The 18,208-nt window shown below is 74.7% G+C and carries 16 protein-coding genes; 9 read left to right on the forward strand and 7 right to left on the reverse strand.

Annotated elements, in window-relative coordinates:
• Positions 1-35: 35 nt before the first annotated feature.
• The gene (locus tag IE308_RS37190; RefSeq protein ID WP_268256468.1) at positions 36-170 is read right to left on the reverse strand and encodes a hypothetical protein; all 135 of its coding nucleotides are present in this window, start codon (positions 168-170) and stop codon (positions 36-38) included.
• Here IE308_RS37190 and IE308_RS06790 point away from each other — a divergent pair.
• The 4 genes from IE308_RS06790 to secD all read left to right on the forward strand — a co-directional run bounded on the left by IE308_RS06790 (position 121) and on the right by secD (position 4,516).
• Positions 121-1,074 carry a sensor histidine kinase gene (locus IE308_RS06790; RefSeq protein WP_190217396.1) on the forward strand — a complete coding sequence of 318 codons (954 nt, stop codon included), beginning with the start codon at positions 121-123 and terminating at the stop codon, positions 1,072-1,074. The genes IE308_RS37190 and IE308_RS06790 overlap by 50 nt on opposite strands.
• A 2-nt stretch (positions 1,075-1,076) precedes the next feature.
• Positions 1,077-1,772 (forward strand): response regulator, encoded by a 696-nt coding sequence (locus tag IE308_RS06795; RefSeq protein ID WP_110632554.1) that lies wholly within the window; start codon positions 1,077-1,079, stop codon positions 1,770-1,772.
• 59 nt (positions 1,773-1,831) lie between these two features.
• Positions 1,832-2,203 (forward strand): hypothetical protein, encoded by a 372-nt coding sequence (locus IE308_RS06800; RefSeq protein WP_190216986.1) that lies wholly within the window; start codon positions 1,832-1,834, stop codon positions 2,201-2,203.
• A 78-nt stretch (positions 2,204-2,281) separates the two neighbouring features.
• Positions 2,282-4,516: a protein translocase subunit SecD gene (secD, locus tag IE308_RS06805; RefSeq protein WP_190216987.1), complete on the forward strand. Its 2,235-nt coding sequence runs from the start codon at positions 2,282-2,284 to the stop codon at positions 4,514-4,516.
• Between the two features lie 150 nt (positions 4,517-4,666).
• Here the strand turns inward: secD and IE308_RS06810 are convergent, their stop codons facing one another.
• Positions 4,667-5,485, reverse strand: coding sequence for an AIM24 family protein (locus tag IE308_RS06810; protein WP_190216988.1), 819 nt, complete (start codon positions 5,483-5,485; stop codon positions 4,667-4,669).
• Positions 5,486-5,587: 102 nt separating this feature from the next.
• Between IE308_RS06810 and IE308_RS06815 the strand changes: the two genes are divergently transcribed.
• Positions 5,588-6,334 carry an SDR family oxidoreductase gene (locus IE308_RS06815; protein ID WP_190216989.1) on the forward strand — a complete coding sequence of 249 codons (747 nt, stop codon included), beginning with the start codon at positions 5,588-5,590 and terminating at the stop codon, positions 6,332-6,334.
• A gap of 168 nt (positions 6,335-6,502) precedes the next feature.
• On the opposite strand, the gene alc is transcribed toward IE308_RS06815, so the two are convergent.
• Positions 6,503-7,618: an allantoicase gene (gene alc, locus IE308_RS06820; RefSeq protein WP_190216990.1), complete on the reverse strand. Its 1,116-nt coding sequence runs from the start codon at positions 7,616-7,618 to the stop codon at positions 6,503-6,505.
• A 78-nt stretch (positions 7,619-7,696) separates the two neighbouring features.
• Positions 7,697-9,034 carry an allantoinase AllB gene (gene allB, locus IE308_RS06825; RefSeq protein ID WP_190216991.1) on the reverse strand — a complete coding sequence of 446 codons (1,338 nt, stop codon included), beginning with the start codon at positions 9,032-9,034 and terminating at the stop codon, positions 7,697-7,699.
• A 248-nt stretch (positions 9,035-9,282) separates the two neighbouring features.
• Between allB and IE308_RS06830 the strand changes: the two genes are divergently transcribed.
• Positions 9,283-10,086 carry an IclR family transcriptional regulator gene (locus IE308_RS06830; protein ID WP_110632541.1) on the forward strand — a complete coding sequence of 268 codons (804 nt, stop codon included), beginning with the start codon at positions 9,283-9,285 and terminating at the stop codon, positions 10,084-10,086.
• 363 nt (positions 10,087-10,449) lie between these two features.
• Here IE308_RS06830 and IE308_RS06835 read toward each other — a convergent pair whose 3' ends face one another.
• The gene (locus IE308_RS06835; RefSeq protein WP_373314448.1) at positions 10,450-10,734 is read right to left on the reverse strand and encodes a DUF5955 family protein; all 285 of its coding nucleotides are present in this window, start codon (positions 10,732-10,734) and stop codon (positions 10,450-10,452) included.
• Between the two features lie 220 nt (positions 10,735-10,954).
• Between IE308_RS06835 and IE308_RS06840 the strand changes: the two genes are divergently transcribed.
• Positions 10,955-11,569 carry a nucleotidyltransferase family protein gene (locus IE308_RS06840; protein WP_190216993.1) on the forward strand — a complete coding sequence of 205 codons (615 nt, stop codon included), beginning with the start codon at positions 10,955-10,957 and terminating at the stop codon, positions 11,567-11,569.
• Positions 11,570-11,755: 186 nt separating this feature from the next.
• A complete protein-coding gene (gene aceB / locus IE308_RS06845) occupies positions 11,756-13,381 on the forward strand; it encodes a malate synthase A (protein WP_190216994.1) in 1,626 nt (541 codons plus the stop codon).
• Positions 13,382-13,437: 56 nt separating this feature from the next.
• Here the strand turns inward: aceB and IE308_RS06850 are convergent, their stop codons facing one another.
• Complete coding sequence (locus tag IE308_RS06850) at positions 13,438-14,343, reverse strand: HipA family kinase (protein WP_190216995.1); 906 nt, start codon at positions 14,341-14,343, stop codon at positions 13,438-13,440.
• 15 nt (positions 14,344-14,358) lie between these two features.
• On the reverse strand, positions 14,359-15,855 hold the full coding sequence (locus tag IE308_RS06855) for an IucA/IucC family protein (protein WP_190217397.1): 1,497 nt from the start codon (positions 15,853-15,855) through the stop codon (positions 14,359-14,361).
• A 742-nt stretch (positions 15,856-16,597) separates the two neighbouring features.
• Between IE308_RS06855 and IE308_RS06860 the strand changes: the two genes are divergently transcribed.
• Positions 16,598-18,103: an IucA/IucC family protein gene (locus IE308_RS06860; protein ID WP_190216996.1), complete on the forward strand. Its 1,506-nt coding sequence runs from the start codon at positions 16,598-16,600 to the stop codon at positions 18,101-18,103.
• The last annotated feature ends 105 nt before the right edge of the window (positions 18,104-18,208 follow it).

Consider the following 18,208-nt stretch of genomic DNA (forward strand, 5'->3'; position numbering starts at 1 on the left):
GCGGACAGTGGAGGTGGAGCGGAAAGAGGGAGGCGTCAGCCGATGCAGATGTCGAGGCCGGTGTCGGGTTCGGTGTCGGGTTCGGTGTCGGGGTCGACATCGGGTTCGGTGGCGAGGTCGGTGTCCCTGTTCTGGCGGATCTTCGCCCTCAACGCGGTGGTGCTGGGCACGGCCACCGCCCTGCTGCTGTGGGCCCCGGTCACCGTCTCGGTGCCGGTGCTGCTGACGGAGGCGGTCATCCTGGTCGCCGGGCTCGCGGTGATGCTCGTCGCGAACGCCGCCCTGCTGCGGCTGGGCCTCGCCCCGCTGGACCGCCTGACCCGGCTGATGGCCACGGTGGACCTGCTGCGGCCGGGGCAGCGGCTGACCGCGTCGGGTGGCCGCGAAGTCGCCGAAGTGATCCGCACGTTCAACGCCATGCTGGAGCGGCTGGAGCAGGAGCGGGCCACCAGCAGTGCGCGGGCGCTGCTGGCGCAGGAGGCCGAGCGCCGCCGTATCGCCCAGGAGCTGCACGACGAGGTCGGCCAGAGCATGACCGCGATCCTGCTCGGCCTGAAGCGGGCCGCGGACGCCGCGCCGGCGCCGTTGCGCGAGGACATCGAGGAGGTGCGGGAGATCACCCGGGAGAGCCTGGACGAGGTGCGCCGCCTGGTGCGCCGGCTGCGGCCCGGCGTGCTGGACGATCTGGGCCTGGTCAGCGCGCTGACCTCGCTCGCCGAGGACTTCGCCACCCACACCGGGCTGCACGTCACCCGCCGCTTCGACGGCGATCTGCCGGCGCTCGCCCCGGAGACCGAGCTCGTGCTGTACCGGGTCGCGCAGGAGTCGCTGACCAACGTCGCCCGCCATGCCGACGCCCGGCGGGTCACCGTGGCCCTGCGCCGCGCCGGGGAGAGCGTGGTGCTGACGGTCACGGACGACGGGCGCGGCATCAAGGCCCCGCGCGAGGGCGCCGGCATCCGCGGCATGCGCGAGCGCGCGCTGTTCGTCGGCGCCGGCCTGGAGATCACCCCGGCGCCCGGCAGCGGCACCCGCGTCCAGCTCACCGCTCCCGTCGCCAGGAAGCAGCCCTGACCATGCCCCACGACACCGCCCCGCCCCCGGCCGGTACGACCGCTCCCGCCGGCCCGATCCGCATCCTGCTCGCCGACGACCACGCGCTGGTGCGCCGCGGGGTGCGGCTCATCCTCGACCAGGAACCCGATCTCGTCGTGGTCGCCGAGGCCGGGGACGGCGCCGAGGCCATCGAGCTGGCGCGGGCCCACGACATCGACCTGGCCGTGCTCGACATCGCCATGCCTCGCCTGACCGGGCTGCAGGCGGCCCGCGAGCTGACCGCGCTCAAGCCGGGCCTGCGGATCCTGATGCTCACCATGCACGACAACGAGCAGTACTTCTTCCAGGCCCTCAAGGCCGGGGCGGGCGGATACGTGCTGAAGTCCGTCGCCGACCGGGACCTCGTCGCCGCGTGCCGGGCCGCGATGCGCGACGAGCCCTTCCTGTACCCCGGCGCGGTCACCGCGCTGATCCGCAACTACCTCGACCGGGCCCGCCATGGCGAGGAGACCCCCGACCAGATCCTCACCCCGCGCGAGGAGGAGGTCCTCAAGCTGGTGGCCGAGGGACACTCCTCCAAGGAGATCGCCGACCTGCTGTTCATCAGCGTCAAGACCGTCCAGCGGCACCGCGCCAACCTGCTGCAGAAGCTGGGCCTGCGCGACCGGCTGGAACTCACCCGGTACGCCATCCGCGCCGGCCTGATCGAGCCCTGACCGCACGCCCATCCACCCCCGGCCGCCCGCCGGACGACATCCAGGAGAGGGGACGGCCCGTGCACGCCATCCGACGCGCCGTCCTCTCCCCCGCCGTCGCGCTGCTGACGGCCGTCCTGCTGGCGTTGCCGGCCGTGCTCGGCTTCGGCGCGTCGCCGCTCGCCACCAGGGATGTGCCGGCAGCCGTCGGCGCGCAGACACAGGCCGACGAGAAGTGGGACACCGCCGCCTCCCCCGCCCGGCCGGTGGCCCGGCACGAGGCGCACACCGACCCCGCCCCCCGCGCCCACCCCGCCTTCGGTGACCCGGGCCCGCTCCCCGTACCTCCGCGGTCGTGGCGGCTTCCGGCCCCGGCCGGGAAGGCCCTCTGCCCGGCCCCGCACACACCCCCCGACCGCGGGCGCGCACCGCCCGCCACCTCCGGCACCTGACGACACCCCCTTCCTTTCCTCACCCACCACCGGGCCGGGCCGCCGCCCCGGCTGCCGGTGTGCCTGCCGGAGGCCCCCTTGAACCGTTCCCTGCGTGTGCGGGCGCTGCTCGCCCTCGCCGTGCTCGCCGTGTCCCTGTTCGTCGCCGTCACCGTCCCGGTCCGCCTCGGGCTCGACCTGCGCGGCGGTACCCAGATCGTGCTGGAGACCCGCTCCACCCCCACCGCCGACGCCGACGGCGAGGCCACCGAGCGCACCCTGGAGGTGCTGCGCGGCCGGATCGACGCGCTCGGCGTGGCCGAACCCACCCTCGTGCGCTCCGGTGAGCGGCGGATCATCGTCGAACTGCCCGGTGTGCAGGATCCGGAGAAGGCCGCCGCGGTCCTCGGCCGTACCGCACAGCTCACGATCCATCCGGTGCTGGGCACGGCCGGGGCCGGCGAGGACACCTCCCGTCCCCTGCCCAAGCGGCCCGCGCCACGGGTGCTGCCCGACGAGTCCGGCACACCGCTGCGGCTGGGGCCCGCTGCGCTGACCGGTGAGCACGTCGAGGAGGCCGCCGCCCGCTTCGACCAGGACGGCGGCGCCGGCTGGCACGTCACCGTCGGCTTCGAGGGCGCGGGCCGGGACGGTTGGGCGCGGCTGACCGGCGAGGCGGCGTGCCGTCCGGCGGGCGATCCCGCGCGGCGGATCGCCATCGTCCTGGACGACAAGGTGATCTCCTCACCGCAGGTCGATCCGTCGGTGGCCTGCGGAAGCGGCATCGCCGACGGAGCGACCCGGATCACCGGCTCGTTCGGGCCGGAGGAGGCCCGCGAGCTGTCGCTGCTCATCAACGGCGGGGCGCTGCCGGTGCCCGTGGAGACCGTCGAGCAGCGCACGGTCGGGGCGAGCCTCGGGGCGCAGGCGATCACCGCCAGTGCGTGGGCGGCGGCCCTCGGCACCGCGCTGACCGCGCTGTTCATCGTCGCCGTCTACCGGCTGCTGGGCGCGCTCGCCGTCGTCGCCCTCCTCTGCTACGGCGTGCTGTCCTACGCCGCCCTGGCCGCGCTCGGCGCCACGCTGACGCTGCCGGGGCTGGCCGGTTTCGTCCTGGCGATCGGCATGGCCGTGGACGCCAACGTGCTGGTCTTCGAACGGGCCCGTGAGGAGTACGCGGCCCGTCGCGCCCCCAGCGTCCGCTCGGCGCTGACGGCCGGATTCCGCAACGCCTTCAGCGCGATCGCCGACTCGAACATCACCACCCTGATCGCGGCCGGGCTGCTGTTCTTCCTGGCGTCGGGACCGGTGCGGGGTTTCGGCGTCACGCTGGGCATCGGTGTGCTCGTGTCCATGTTCAGCGCCCTGGTGATCACCCGGGTCCTGGCCGAGTTCGCCGCGGGCCGCCCCGGGGTGCGCCGCCGGCCCCGGCTCACGGGCATCGCGGCCACGGGCGTCGTACGCGACCGGCTCGCCCGCCGCGACCCCCGGCTGATGCGGCACGCGCGGCGCTGGCTGGCCGCCTCAGCCGCCGTGCTCGCGCTGGCCGCCTCCGGCATCGCCGTGCGGGGCGTCGACCTGGGCGTGGAGTTCACCGGGGGCCGGCTCGTCGAGTACGCCACCACCGACCGTGTGGATCCCGACCGGGTCCGTACGGCGCTCGCCGACGCCGGGTTCCCCCGGGCCGTCGTGCAGACCTCCGGCGACAGCGGCCTGACCGTGCGGACCGGTGTGCTCAGCGACGCGGAGGAGGACGAGGTCACGGGCACGGTGCGGGCGCTCGCCGGAGGGGCGGAGAAGGTCCGCGACGAACTGGTCGGGCCCAGCCTCGGCGAGGAACTGCGCCGCAGCGCGCTGATCGCGCTCGGTCTGGCGCTCGCCGCGCAGCTCGTCTATCTCGCGGCGCGCTTCCGCTGGACGTTCGGCGCGGCCGCGGTGACCGCGCTCGCGCATGACGTGGTGATCCTCGTCGGTGTGTTCGCCTGGCTGGGCAAGCCGCTGGACGGGGTGTTCCTGGCGGCGCTGCTGACCGTCATCGGCTACTCCGTCAACGACTCCGTCGTCCTGTTCGACCGGGTGCGGGAGCTGGCCCGCAAGGCGCCCCGGGCACCGCTGGGGGGCGTGGCGGACCGGGCGATCCTGCAGACGCTGCCGCGCACCGTGAACACGGGCATGGGCGCCGCGTTCATCCTCACCGCCCTGGCCGTGCTGGGCGGCTCCTCCCTCACCGACTTCGCCCTGGCGCTGCTCATCGGCCTGGCCGTCGGCACGTACTCGTCCGTGTTCACGGCCGCCCCGGTGGCGGTGGAACTCGCCCGGCGACGGGGGCGGTGACGTCACGGTCGCCACGGGGCCGGCCGGGGTGACGGCACCCGCGCCGCAGGGCCGGCCGCCTCCCCGTCGGGCGGGCGGCCCCGGGGCTCGGCGTGCGGGGCCCCGGGGGCATGGCGCGCGGGCCCCCGGGGCATGGCGTGCGGGGCCGGCTCAGCCGGCGTGGGTGGAGAACAGTCCGCCGGTCGGGCCCTGCTTGTCGCCGCCCTGGGCCTTCTTCAAGGCGTTGGCCAGGGACTCGATGGTCAGTGACTGGAGGATGACGCGGCCGTTGCCCTCCAGGGTGGCCAGGGACAGGCCCTCGCCGCCGAAGACGGCGTTCATCAGACCCTGGCGGTTGAGGCCGCCGACGCGCTGGACGCCGTACCGGATGCCGTCCTCGAAGGCGACGACGCAGCCGGTGTCGACCTCGATGCGGCCGCCGAAGTCGGCCGGGTTCAGGTCGATGAAGTTGCCGGCGCCCGCGATGATCACGGTGCCGCGTCCGGTGAACTTCTCCAGGACGAAGCCCTCGCCGCCGCTCATGCCGGTGCGGCCGCCCTGGAAGGCGATGCCGAAGTCGACGGTGGACTCGGCGGCCACGAAGGCGTCCTTCTCGGCGAACCACGCGCGGGTGCCGTCCAGCTCCAGGGCGCGCATCTCGCCCGGCAGCACGCCGGCGAAGCCGACGGTGCCCTCGCCGCTCTGCGCGGTGAAGTACTGGAAGGCCAGCGACTCGCCGGCCAGGGCGCGCTGGCCGACCTGCATCGCGGTGCCCACGGCCTGGCGCAGCAGACCGCCCATGCCGCCGCCCGCGCCGCCCTGCTGCTGGCCGCCGCCGCTGTTCGACGGGCCCGACAGGCGGGTCTCCATGGTCACGTTCGTCGTCTTGAACAGGAACTTGCCCGCCTCGCAGTACACGGTCTGGCCGGGCTGGAGGCTGACGACCGCCATCTGCATGGCGTTGCCGACGATTTCTTGCTGAAGAGTCACACCGGGGGAACGCACCGGGCGGAGCGAAAGGTTCCGGCCGGGGGCCAGGTCGACGTCCGTTCGCCGCCAGCGCACCCGGCCGGCGGTCGCTGAGATGGACGCATGACCACAACAGACGGTTCTCTGAACGGCAAGGCGGCTCTGGTGACCGGCGGCAGCCGGGGCATCGGCGCGGCGACGGCGGTACGGCTCGCCCGGGCGGGCGCGGACGTGGCCCTGACCTACGTCAGCGACAAGGAGGCGGCCGAGGGCGTCGTACAGGCGGTGACGGCCCTCGGGCGCCGGGCGGTGGCGCTGCGCGCGGACGCAGGGGACGCCGCGGAGGCGGCCGCTGCGGTGGACCGGGCGGCGGAGGCGCTGGGCGGCCTGGACGTGCTGGTGAACAACGCGGGCGTCGGGGTGCTCGGCCCGCTGGACGGCCTGAGCCTCGACGACGTGGACCGGGTCCTCGCGGTGAACGTGCGGGGCGTCTTCCTCGCCTCGCAGGCGGCGGCCGCGCGGATGGGCGAGGGCGGGCGGATCGTCACGATCGGTACGTGCATGACGCAGCGCGTGCCGGGTCCCGGCGGGACGCTGTACACGATGAGCAAGGCGGCCCTGGTCGGGCTGACCAGGGCGCTGGCGCGGGAGCTGGGGCCGCGCGGCATCACCGCGACCATCGTCCACCCGGGGCCGATCGACACCGACATGAACCCGGCCGACGGCCCCTACGCGGCCGGTCAGGCGGCGATGACCGCGCTGGGCCGCTTCGGGCGGGCCGAGGAGGTGGCCGACCTGGTCGCGTACCTCGCGGGGGCGGCGTATGTGACGGGAGCGGAGTTCGCGGTGGACGGGGGCCACGCGGCATGACGCCGCCGGGCCGACGGGGGCGTGTGCCCTAGGTCCGTCGCGAAGGCCGCCTGACGGTGTCGGGCCCGCACGCGCGCGGGGAGCCGGCGGAGGGTCCTGCCGCCGTGACGTGCCGCAGGGCGCACCGGTGCTGTCCGGCCGGTGCGCCCTGCGTGTCCTCGGGAGCCGTCAGCCGCCCAGTTCCTGGTGGCGGGCCGTCAGGCGGGCGGCGCCCTCCGCGGTCAGGGAGCCGTGCAGGCGCAGGCGGGAGATGCCGCCGTCGGGGTAGATGTCCACGCGCGCGTGGGTGCCGACGGCCGGCTCCGGCAGGACGAAGCGGTGGTTGGTGTCGGGCTGGAGGCGGGTGCGCGGCAGGATCTCGCGCCACTCCCCCGCCTCGCCGTCCTTCACCGACACCGACGCCCAGCCGGCGCTGTTGCCCTTGAGGTAGGCGGTGTCGATCTCGATCGCGCGGATCTCGGACTGCTCGGCCAGCCGGTAGCGGATCCAGTCGTTGCCCTGGTCGCGGCGGCGGCGGGTCTCCCAGCCGTCGTCCATCTTGCGGGAGCGGCCCGGCTGGATGGTGTTGGTGGCGGGCGAGTAGAAGAGGTCGGAGGCGTCCTCCACGCCGCCGCCGTTCTCCAGCGCGACGACGTCGAAGGTGCCGAGCGCGGCGAGCCACTTCGGGTCGGGGACGACTTCGCCGTACACGCGCAGGCGGGCGATGCCGCCGTCGGGGTGCTGGTTGACCCGCAGGTGCGTGAAGCGCTGCTCGACGTCGACGGCGAAGCCGTTGGCGGCGTGGCCGCCGACCGGGGTGCGCGGGACGAGGGTCGTCCACTTCACGTCGTCGGCGAGCAGTTCCTCGGGCGAGGGGGAGCCGGCCACCGAGGTGCCCTCGATCGAGACCGCCTGCGGGTAGTTGCCGCGGAAGTGGGCGGTGTCGACGACGATGCCGCGGACGACGCCGGGGGCGCCGAGGCGGATCAGCGCCCAGTCGTGGTCGTCGGCGGTCGGCCAGGGGTGCCCGGCGGAGGCACCGCGCCGGCGGCGGGTCTCCCAGCCGTCCATGATCTTGCCCTTGTGCCCGAAGTGCTCCGGGTCGAACTCGGCGCGCTCGGGCACCAGCAGGTTCTCGCGCTGGGCGAAGAACTCGTCGTTGGCGGCGATGACTCCCGCGCCCAGCCGGCGGTCGGCGAGGTCGGCGTGGTGGGTGAAGGGGAAGTCGGCGGTGCGGTAGTCCGCGTACGGGTCGCCGCCTCCGTAGGGGTTCGCGTCGCCGGTGAAGCTGGGAATCGCCGTCACGGTGATCAGGTCCTGCCTTTCGGGAAGTCGGCCGCTGCCGTGCGGGGCGGGCGGTGCGGGAAGGGAGCGGGCGGTGGCTCAGGGGTGCCGGGTGAGCAGGCGGCCCCGCGGCTCGGTGAACTCGCCGTCCGCCACGATGCGCCGCCCGCGCAGCCAGGTGGACCGCACCACGCCGTGCAGCGTCCGGCCCGCGTACGCGGTGACGCGGTTGCGGTGCTGGAGCTCGGCCGGGTCGACGGTGAAGGTCGCGTCGGGGGCGAGGACGGCGAAGTCGGCGTCGCGGCCGGGCGCGATGGCGCCCTTGGCGTCCAGGCCGACGAGGGCGGCGGTGCGCTCGGACATCCAGCGGACGACGTCCTCCAGGGTGTGGCCGCGGCGGCGGGCCTCGGTCCACACGGCGGACAGGCTGAGCTGGAGACCGGAGATGCCGCCCCAGGCAGTGGCGAAGTCGTCGGTCTTCAGGTCGGCGGTGGAAGGCGAGTGGTCGGTCACCACACAGTCGATGGTGCCGTCGGCGAGCGCCTCCCACAGCAGATCCTGGTTGGCGGCCTCCCGGATGGGCGGGCAGCACTTGAACTCGCTGGCGCCGTCGGGGACCTCCTCGGCGGTGAGCGTCAGGTAGTGCGGGCAGGTCTCCACGGTGATCGCCACGCCCTCGGCGCGTGCCTCGCGGATCAGCGGCAGCGCGTCGCTGGAGGACAGGTGGAGCACGTGCACGCGCGCGTGGAGGCGTTTGGCCTGGGCGATGAGGCCGGCGATGGCGGTGTCCTCGGCGTCGCGCGGGCGGGAGGCGAGGAAGTGCGCGTACTTCGGGCCGCCGTGCTGGGGGGCGGCGGCCAGGTGGTGGGGGTCCTCGGCGTGCACGATCAGCAGGCCGCCGAAGCCGGCGATCTCCGCGAGCGAGCGGGCCAGCTGCTCCTGGTCCAGGTGCGGGAACTCGTCCACGCCGGACGGGGAGAGGAAGGCCTTGAAGCCGAAGACGCCGGCCTCGTGCAGCGGGCGCAGGTCCTTGACGTTGTCGGGCAGGGCGCCGCCCCAGAAGCCGACGTCGATGTGGGCCTTGTCGCGGGCCACGTCCTGCTTCACGCGCAGGTTGTCGACCGTGGTCGTGGGCGGCAGGGAGTTGAGCGGCATGTCGACGAGGGTGGTGATGCCGCCGGCCGCCGCGGCGCGGGTGGCGGTCCAGAAGCCCTCCCACTCGGTGCGGCCCGGGTCGTTGACGTGCACGTGGGTGTCGACCAGACCGGGCAGCAGGACGTCGTCGCCGAAGTCCTCGAGGCGGGCACCGGCGGGCACCTCGGCGTCGTACGGCAGTACGGCCGTGATCTTGCCGGCGGCGACCGCGACGGACGCCGCGCGCGTCCCCTCGGGAGTGATGACGCGCCGCGAGCGCAGCACCAGTTCAGCCTCGGACACCCGGACCCCTCTCTCTGCCACCACTTTTTCAACACTCTGTTGAAGCCGTGTTTCCGGAGTCTTCACTCCCGCTTCGGCCTCGTCAAGGGCACACTCGTCCACAGTGCACCCGAGAGGCGCCCCTCTGGACGTTTCCACAAAGCGAAATTAGAATTCCGGCAAGCAGAACGTAGCTACGCACAAGCGGGGAGTCAACCGACTGCCGGGTAGGCTTCTGCCTCTCCCGCCCGCCCCGAAAGGAACGCGCCGTGCCGACGTCCAGCGCCAGCACCACCGACTCCGCCAAGTCCGCCGCAACGGGCGGGGTCCAGTCCCTGGAGCGCGCCTTCGACCTGCTGGAGCGGATGGCGGACGCGGGCGGTGAAGTGGGGCTCAGCGAGCTGTCCGCGAGCAGCGGGCTCCCGCTGCCGACCATCCACCGCCTGATGCGCACGCTGGTGGCGTGCGGGTACGTCCGCCAGCAGCCCAACCGCCGCTACGCGCTCGGCCCGCGCCTGATCCGCCTCGGCGAGTCGGCCGCCCGGCTGCTGGGCACGTGGGCGCGGCCGTATCTGGCGCGGCTGGTCGAGGAGACCGGCGAGACGGCCAACATGGCGCTGCTGGACGGGGACGAGATCGTGTACGTCGCCCAGGTGCCGTCCAAGCACTCGATGCGGATGTTCACCGAGGTCGGGCGGCGGGTGCTGCCGCACTCCACCGGCGTGGGCAAGGCGCTGCTCGCGGACTTCCCGGCGGAGGAGGTGCGCGCCCTGCTGGCCCGTACCGGCATGCCGGCCGCGACCGAGAAGACGATCACCACGCCGGACGGGTTCCTCGCGGCGCTGGAGGACGTGCGGCGGCTCGGCTACGCCGTCGACGACAACGAGCAGGAGATCGGCGTGCGCTGCCTCGCGGTGTCGGTGCCGGACTCCCCCACCGCGGCGGCCATCTCCATCTCCGGCCCGGCGGGCCGTGTCACGGAGGCCGCGACGGACAAGATCATCCCGGTGCTCCAGCAGGTCGCCCTCGAACTCTCCGAGGCGCTGGCCAGCTCGGGCAACAACGGCGGCTGAGCGCACCCGCGCGGGGCGGCCGAGGGGACGCTCCCCGGACTCGGCCGAGCGCCCCGCCCGACGCGGCCGAGAGGACACTCCCCGAACGCGGCTGAGCACACCGCCCCAGCACGGCTGAGCGCACCTCCCGAACGCGGCTGACCTCACCGACCCGAGCACGAACGCGGCTCACCCTCACCGATCCGAGCACGACTGCGGGGGCCCTCCCCGAACGCGGCCGAGCACACCGCCCGACGCGGCCGAGCGCATCGCGCCAGACGCGGCTGAGCGCGCTTGCCGAACCCGGTTCAGCGCACCGCCCGGCCGCCGCAATCCCAGGCGGTGCGCACGGCGTCACGCACCCGCCCGCCTGCCGGGCAGGTGTCAGCGGGGCGGCTCTCCGAACAGGTCCACCGCCGCGCGGACCTCCCGCACGCCCCGGGCCAGGGCGCTCACCGAGCCTATGGCGCCCGCGATCAGGAGCAGGGAGCGGCGCAGGTGGCGCAGTTCCGGGGCGCCGCCGGCGGCCATGGCGTCCAGGGCGGCCAGTTCCTCCTCGGCGATCCCCCGGTCCCGGAACTCGGCGGGGTAAGCGGCGAGTTCCCGGCGCAGCCGGGACACGGCGGAGCGCAGCTCCGTCACCCGCGGATCCTCGTCCCTGCCGGTCACCGGCCTCTGCCTCTGCTCGACGCTCCGCACCAAAGCCCTCCCCCTCGCACGTCGTTGTGCACGCCCCGGCCCCGGGCGGCCACGAATCGCCCGGGCGGTGCGGGCGCCCAGTAAACGCCACCCCGGCCCGCGCGCGCCAGTCCGGTGCGTGAGGGAATTGCTGCGCAGGGTGACGAGGGGACGCCGCCCCGGACCGGCTCGTGTGCGGTATGCAGGGGGGATGACGACACAGGAGACACCGCGCGAGCCGGACGCGGTCGCCGGGCTGGTGCTGGCCGCGGGCGGCGGACGGCGGCTCGGCGGGCGCCCCAAGGCCCTGCTGACCCACCGGGGACGGCCGCTCGTGGAGCACGCCGTCGCCGTGCTGCGCGCCGCGGGGTGCACGCGCGTGCACGTGGTCCTGGGGGCCGCCGCAGACGCCGTACGGGAGCGGGCCCGGCTCGACGACTGCGTACTCGTCGACAACCCGGACTGGGCGCAGGGCATGGGCGGCTCGCTGCGCGCGGGGCTGGACTCGCTCGCCGGCACCGGCGCCCGGGCGGCGCTGGTCTCGCTCGTCGACCAGCCCGGTATCGGCCCCGAGGCGGTCGCACGCGTGCGTGCGGCGTACCGGGACGAGACCTCGCTCGCATCGGCCGCCTACGACGGCGTACGCGGGCATCCCGTGCTGTTCGGCGCCGCGCACTGGGCGGGCATCGCCGCGACTGCCACCGGCGACCAGGGGGCACGCGCCTATCTGAAGGCACACGCGGCGCGGATCACCCTCGTGGAGTGCGGGGACGTGGCGCAGGCCTACGACGTCGACACCGAAGCCGACCTGGGCCACCTTGAGTGAACGGCGTGGCACGCGGCGCCACCTTGCCTCGACTCAGAGAATCTCGACATCAACAAACCATTGAAGTTCCACGATGAGGAAACTACTATCCACTGCTCAGAAGCACTCGACCGCACAGCGGGTGTTGAATCCTCCCTGTTCATCCCCTTAGGCACCCGGTGCCACCGCTGAAGGAAGTGACAGCTCATGTCCGCACCAGCGCCGTCCCCGCTGGCCATCGTCGACGCCGAGCCCCTGCCCCGGCAGGAGGAGGTCCTCACCGACGCGGCGCTCGCCTTCGTGGCGGAGCTGCACCGGCGGTTCACGCCGCGCCGTGACGAACTCCTCGCCCGCCGTGCCGAGCGACGCGCCGAGATCGCCCGCACCTCCACCCTCGACTTCCTCCCGGAGACCGCCGCGATCCGCGCGGACGACTCCTGGAAGGTGGCCCCGGCCCCCGCGGCGCTGAACGACCGCCGTGTCGAGATCACCGGCCCCACCGACCGCAAGATGACCATCAACGCCCTGAACTCGGGCGCGAAGGTCTGGCTCGCGGACTTCGAGGACGCCTCCGCCCCCACCTGGGAGAACGTCGTCACCGGTCAGCTCAACCTGATCGACGCCTACACCCGGAACATCGACTTCACCGACGAGCGCACGGGCAAGTCGTACGCCCTGCGCCCGGACGAGGAACTCGCCACCGTCGTGATGCGCCCGCGCGGCTGGCACCTGAACGAGCGGCACCTCGTGGACGCCGACGGCACGCCCGTCCCCGGCGCCCTCGTCGACTTCGGCCTGTACTTCTTCCACAACGCCCAGCGGCTGCTGGACCTCGGCAAGGGCCCGTACTTCTACCTGCCGAAGACCGAGTCGCACCTGGAGGCCCGCCTCTGGAACGACGTGTTCGTCTTCGCGCAGGACCACGTCGGCATCCCGCAGGGCACCGTCCGCGCCACCGTCCTCATCGAGACGATCACGGCCGCGTACGAGATGGAGGAGATCCTCTACGAGCTGCGCGACCACGCCGCCGGGCTGAACGCCGGCCGCTGGGACTACCTGTTCTCCATCGTGAAGAACTTCCGCGACGGCGGCGCCAGGTTCGTCCTGCCGGACCGCAACGCGGTCACGATGACCGCGCCGTTCATGCGGGCGTACACCGAACTCCTCGTGCGCACCTGCCACAAGCGCGGCGCGCACGCCATCGGCGGCATGGCGGCCTTCATCCCCTCCCGCAAGGACGCCGAGGTCAACAAGGTGGCCTTCGAGAAGGTCCGCGCCGACAAGGACCGCGAGGCGGCCGACGGATTCGACGGCTCCTGGGTCGCCCATCCCGACCTGGTGCCGATCGCCATGGAGTCCTTCGACAAGGTCCTCGGCGACAAGCCGAACCAGAAGGACCGCCTGCGCGAGGACGTGGCCGTCAAGGCCGAGGACCTGATCGCCATCGACTCCCTCGACGCCAGGCCCACCTACGCCGGTCTCGTCAACGCCGTGCAGGTCGGCATCCGCTACATCGAGGCCTGGCTGCGCGGCCTCGGCGCGGTCGCCATCTTCAACCTCATGGAGGACGCGGCCACCGCCGAGATCTCCCGCTCCCAGATCTGGCAGTGGATCAACGCCGGTGTCGTCCTGGACAACGGCGAGCAGGTCACCGCCGAGCTGGCCCGCAAGGTCGCCGCGGAGGAACTGGCGAGCATCCGCGAGGAGATCGGCGAGGAGGCCTTCGCCGCCGGCAACTGGCAGCAGGCGCACGACCTGCTGCTGCAGGTCTCCCTGGACGAGGACTACGCCGACTTCCTCACGCTGCCGGCGTACGAGCAGCTGAAGGGCTGAGTCCCGGCCGCGACGCCGAGCGGCCCCGGGGGCGTCCCCGGGGCCGCTCGGCCCGTTCAGCCCAGGTGTACCGACCAGTCCTGCCGCGCTGCCGGCTTGCCGTGCAGGTCGGGCACCCGCTTCAGCCAGTCCGGGCGGCCCGCCTGGGTGCGCGCCGCCCGCCGGGCCTCGTCCGCCGCCAGCTCCTCCCGGCTGGGGAAGTCGGTGGGCAGCCAGGTCCCGGAGTCCCGCACGCGCGCGTGCAAGTACGCCACATACGCCTCGCGCATCTCACCCGGGTTCGCGAACTCCGTCAGCCAGGCGTCCGGGACCTCGGCGACGATCGCGCGCAGCAGCTCCTCGGTGACCTTCGGCGCCAGTTCGGCGTCGGCGGCGCGCACGTCGGGGCCGTAACGGCCGAGGGCGTGGTGCCGGAAGTCGTAGGCCTTGGCGGGGTCGGCGCCGTCCCAGCGGTGGTGGAAGACCAGGGCGGCCCCGTGGTCGATGAGCCACAGCCGTGGGGGCGCGACGCCGAGCGTGGGCCACACCATCAGGTTGGAGCTGTGCACCGTGCGGTCCACGTTCGCGGTCAGCGCGTCCAGCCAGACGATCCGGCCGGCCTCCACCGGGTCCACGGGGAAGGCCTCGGCGATCTCGGGTGTGAAGTCGACCGCGCCCGGCAGATGGTCCATCCCGAGGTTGACGCCCGCGCTCGCGGCGTGCAGCTCGCGCACCTCCTGGTGCGGCTCGTCGGCGGCGACCGCCGGGTCGAAGTGCACCAGCACCAGCTCGGGGAAGCGCAGCCCGAGCGCGCGGGCCAGCTCACCGACGATCACCTCGGCGACCAGCGCCTTGCGGCCCTGCGCGGAGCCGGTGAACTTCACGACGTAGGTGCCGTCGTCGTCGGCCTCGACGACCGCGGGCACGGACCCGCCCGACCTCAGGGGGGTCACGTATCGAACAGCAGTCACGTCGCGCAGCACACCGGCCAGGGTAGATCAGGGCGCGGCGAGCGGGTTGGGCAGCGGCCGGTAGCGGGCGTCGGCGCCGTCGGCGCCGGTCCAGCGCAGCAGCAGGTTGGTCTTGCCGGGCAGGGTGGGCGCGGCGAGCAGGGCGGCGGTCTCGGGCAGGTCGCGGCGGGCGAACGCACGGCGGGCGGCGGGCCACGGGTCGAGGCCGGGGTGATGTTCGGCGAGGGCCGCGGCGACCTCGGTGAGGTGGTTGACGACCAGGCAGTACACCAGCCGTTCCCACCCGGCGGCCCGGCCGACGTCCGGCAGCAGCTTCACGCCCTCCGCGTCCCGGAACAGCGCCTGCACGGGCGTACCGCCGGCGTCCACGGCGACCAGCGTGTTCTGCAGGTGCGCCTCCAGTACGACGCCGTGGTCGGCGTAGGCGGCCAGCGCCGGCGGGACGACGGCCGCGAGGTAGGCCTCCCACCAGGCGGCCGGGTCGGGGGCGGCGGCGAGCGGGTTGCCGGGGAAGCCCTCGACGAGGGCGGCGGCGAGCAGCGGGGTGGCGCCGGGCCGCAGATGGCCGCGCAGGCCGTCGCGGACCACGACGGCGAGTTCCTCGAAGGCGAAGCCGGCGGTGCGGTAGCCGCGGTCGCTCAGCCAGGCGGCGGGGCCGGGGGCGGCTGCGAGGGCGTGCCCGGCGGCCGCGTCGGTGCGGCGGAGCTTCAGCAGGTCGTGGCGCCACAGGCGGCGGATGTCGTTGGTGATGCGCACGTCGAGGCTGAACTTGACGAACAGGTCGGCCCCGGGGGCGTACACCGTGCGGATCGCGGCCGTCGGCCACACGTCGGCACCGGTCGTGCCGAGCCGGATCAGCCGGCCGTCCGCGAAGGCGTCCGCGAGGCCCGGCCCGGCCAGGTCGAGCTGCCAGGGGTGGGCGGGCAGCAGCCGGTAGCCGGGCGGGGCGGTGCCGAGGGCGTCCAGGGCGCCGGTGTCGCCCTCCTCGACGACGGTGTCCTCGCGCAGGCCGAGCAGCACGAGCGGGAAGCGGGCGTGCGCCTCCGGGGCGTACGGCAGCCAGCGGGCGGCCGGGCCGATGCCGCGGAACTTGGGGGCCGGGTGGTGCGGGTGGCCGGTGAGCAGGGCCTGCTCGGACCGCACGTACGGGTCGGCGGGCGGGGTCGTGCGCGAGCGGGCGGCGAGCAGCGCGGCGACGGTGTCCCGTCCGGCGGTCATCTCGGCGGGCAGCTCGTCGTTGGCCAGGCCGGTGTGCCGGCGCAGCTCCTCGGCGACGAGGGCGACCAGGGCGGCGTGCCCGAGCGGACGCCAGCCGTCCCCGTCCCGCGTCTCGGGCTCCGCGGGCCGCCGCCCCCCGCGCACCCGCAGCAGCCGCCCGGTCGCCGGCAGCCGGTACACGTCCCGGCCGTCCTCGCCGCCCCACGGCTCGGCCACCTCGCGCAGGAGACAGTTCAGGAGGGGGCTGACGGCATGCGTCTCGGCGCGCGCGACGATGTCCCCGGACGGCGAGCCGGAAGCCGGCAGGCCGCCCGGGACCACGCCGTCGGACGGCCCGCTGACACCGGCCGCCGGGGCAGCGGCGCGGGATCCCTCGGCGGCGCCGTCAGGCAGCCGGGTCGCACCGGCCACCGGAGCAGCGGCGCGGGACCCCCCAGCAGCGCCGTCAGGCACCCGGGTCGCACCGGCCGCAGGGGCAGCGGCGCGAGACGGCCCGCTGGCGCCCTCGGACGGCCCGCCGGCACCGAACGCCGGGGCAGCCGCGCGGGACCCCCCAGCAGCACCGTCAGGCACCCCGGCCGCACCAGCCACCGAAGCAGCAGCGCGGGACCCCCCAGCGGCACCGTCAGGCAGCCCGGTCGCACCAGCCGCAGGGGCAGCGGCGCGGGAGCCCCCGGCAGCACCGTCAGGCAGCCCGCTGACACCGGCCACCGGAGCAGCAGCACGGGAGCCCCCCACGGCGTCGGCCTCCGTGCCGGATGGCCGGGCGGCGTGCGACGGTGCGGAGGCGGACCTGGCCCCGTGCGCCGGCGCGGCGGCGCCCGACGCAGCGTCCTGCGGGGCCGGCGCGGCGGACGTCGGTGGCCGGTGCCGGGACGGGGGCCGCCCGGCGGCTGCGGCATCATCGTGCGCGGCGTCGTCGCCGGCGGCCTGGGGCATGAGGTCCACGCGTTCCACTCGTTCCCTGTGGTCATGTCGGGCGGAGACGATCAGTATCGCCGCCGTTCCGCCCGCCCTGACGCCCTACTCGTACCCGAGGAGCCCGCCCGTGCACCGACCGCCCACCGCCGAGGACGAGGTCGCCGCCGACCTGGCCGCCGTACGGCCGGATCTGGTGCCGCGGTTCGCCGCGGAGCTGCCCGGCGCGCGGGCGGCCGTGCTCACCCGGCTGTGGCGGGCGCTCGCGCACGAGCCGCTGCCCTGGGTCCGGCGCCGGGAGCGGACCGGGGACGGCCTCACGCTGTGGCTGGCCGACGGCCGCCGGCTGCACGGGCCGGCCGCCGACCCGTACGCGACCGCCGCGTACGTCACGGCCGTGGACCTGGACGGCACGCCGTACGACCGTCCGGAGCCGCTGATGACCGCGCTCGCCGTGCCGCACGCGACCGGCTTCGCCGTCGAACTCGGCCACAGCACGGCCTCGTTGGCGCTGTCCCGGGCCGGGCAGCCGGCCCCCTCGGCGCAGTGGCCCGGCACCGACTGGGAGTGGGAGCAGCGGGTGGTGGACGGTCATCCGTATCACCCCAACTGCCGTTCCCGGCCGGGTTTCTCGGTGGCCGAGCAGCTGGCGTACGGCCCGGAGCACCGGCCCGTGGTGCGGCTCGGTCTGCTGCCGGTGCCGGAGCGGGAGTGCCTGGTGTCCGGCGCGTGGCCGGGCGGGCTGCGGGACGGGGACCGGCTGCTGCTGCCGGTGCACCCGTGGCAGGCGGCCCACGTGCTCAAGCGCGGCGGCGAGGCGACGCTCGACGCGCATCCGCTGATGTCCCTGCGCACCCTCGCGCTGCCCGGCGGACCGCATGTGAAGACCGCGCTGAGCGCCCGGCTGACGTCGTCGGTGCGGGACATCTCCGTGGGGTCGGTGCGTTCGGCGGCGGCCCTGTCGGCGTTCGGCGAGGAGCTGGCGGCCCGGACGGACGGGCTGCTGCACATGACCCGCACACTGGGCGCGGCCACCGCCCACTCCCCCGACCTGGCGGCGGTGCTGCGCGAGTCGCCGCAGGTGTACGCGGGGCCGGGCGAGCGGGTCGTCCCGGTGGCGGCGCTGCCCGGCACGGGCCTGCCCGGCTCCCCGGCCTGGCTCGCCGCCTTCGCGCGGCTGGCGCTCGGAGTGGGGGTGCGGCTGCTGGAGCTGGGCGTGGCCCTGGAGGCACACGGGCAGAACCTGCTGGTGGTGCTCTCCTCGCGGGGTGAGCCCGTACGGCTGGTCTACCGGGACCTCGCGGACATCCGGGTGAGCCCGGCCCGGCTGGACCGGCACGGCATCGCGCTGCCGGAGCTGCCCGGGCGGATCCTCACCGACGACGTGACGGCCCTACGGCGCAAGCTGTTCGGCTCGCTCGTGGCGGGGGCCCTGGCGGCGACGGCCGGGGCGGGCCCGGCGCTGGCGGCGGCACTGGCGGCGGCCGTACCGGACCTGCCGGACTCCCCCGACCTCGCGGCACTGCGCGAGGAGCCGGTGCCGGCCAAGGCGTTGACGCTGATGCGGCTGACGCCCGGCCACGCCGGTGATCTGTGGACGGCGCTGCCGCGCCCCCCGGCCGTCGACACGATCTGACAGATCGTCACTTCGCTTGCGTAAAAGGCGGGTCGGGCGGCCTCGTTCACCCGTACGGTGTAACCACAGGGCGTTCGCCGGACGGGGAGAGGTTCGAGAGCAGCA

The organism is Streptomyces griseosporeus, from assembly GCF_014656055.1.
GTDB lineage: Bacteria > Actinomycetota > Actinomycetes > Streptomycetales > Streptomycetaceae > Streptomyces > Streptomyces griseosporeus.

Coding starts and splice junctions, on each gene's coding strand:
- IE308_RS06795 (WP_110632554.1), top strand. CDS start 1,077: ATGCCCCACGACACCGCCCCGCCCCCGGCCGGTACGACCGCTCCCGCC.
- IE308_RS06815 (WP_190216989.1), top strand. CDS start 5,588: ATGACCACAACAGACGGTTCTCTGAACGGCAAGGCGGCTCTGGTGACC.
- IE308_RS06840 (WP_190216993.1), top strand. CDS start 10,955: ATGACGACACAGGAGACACCGCGCGAGCCGGACGCGGTCGCCGGGCTG.
- aceB (WP_190216994.1), top strand. CDS start 11,756: ATGTCCGCACCAGCGCCGTCCCCGCTGGCCATCGTCGACGCCGAGCCC.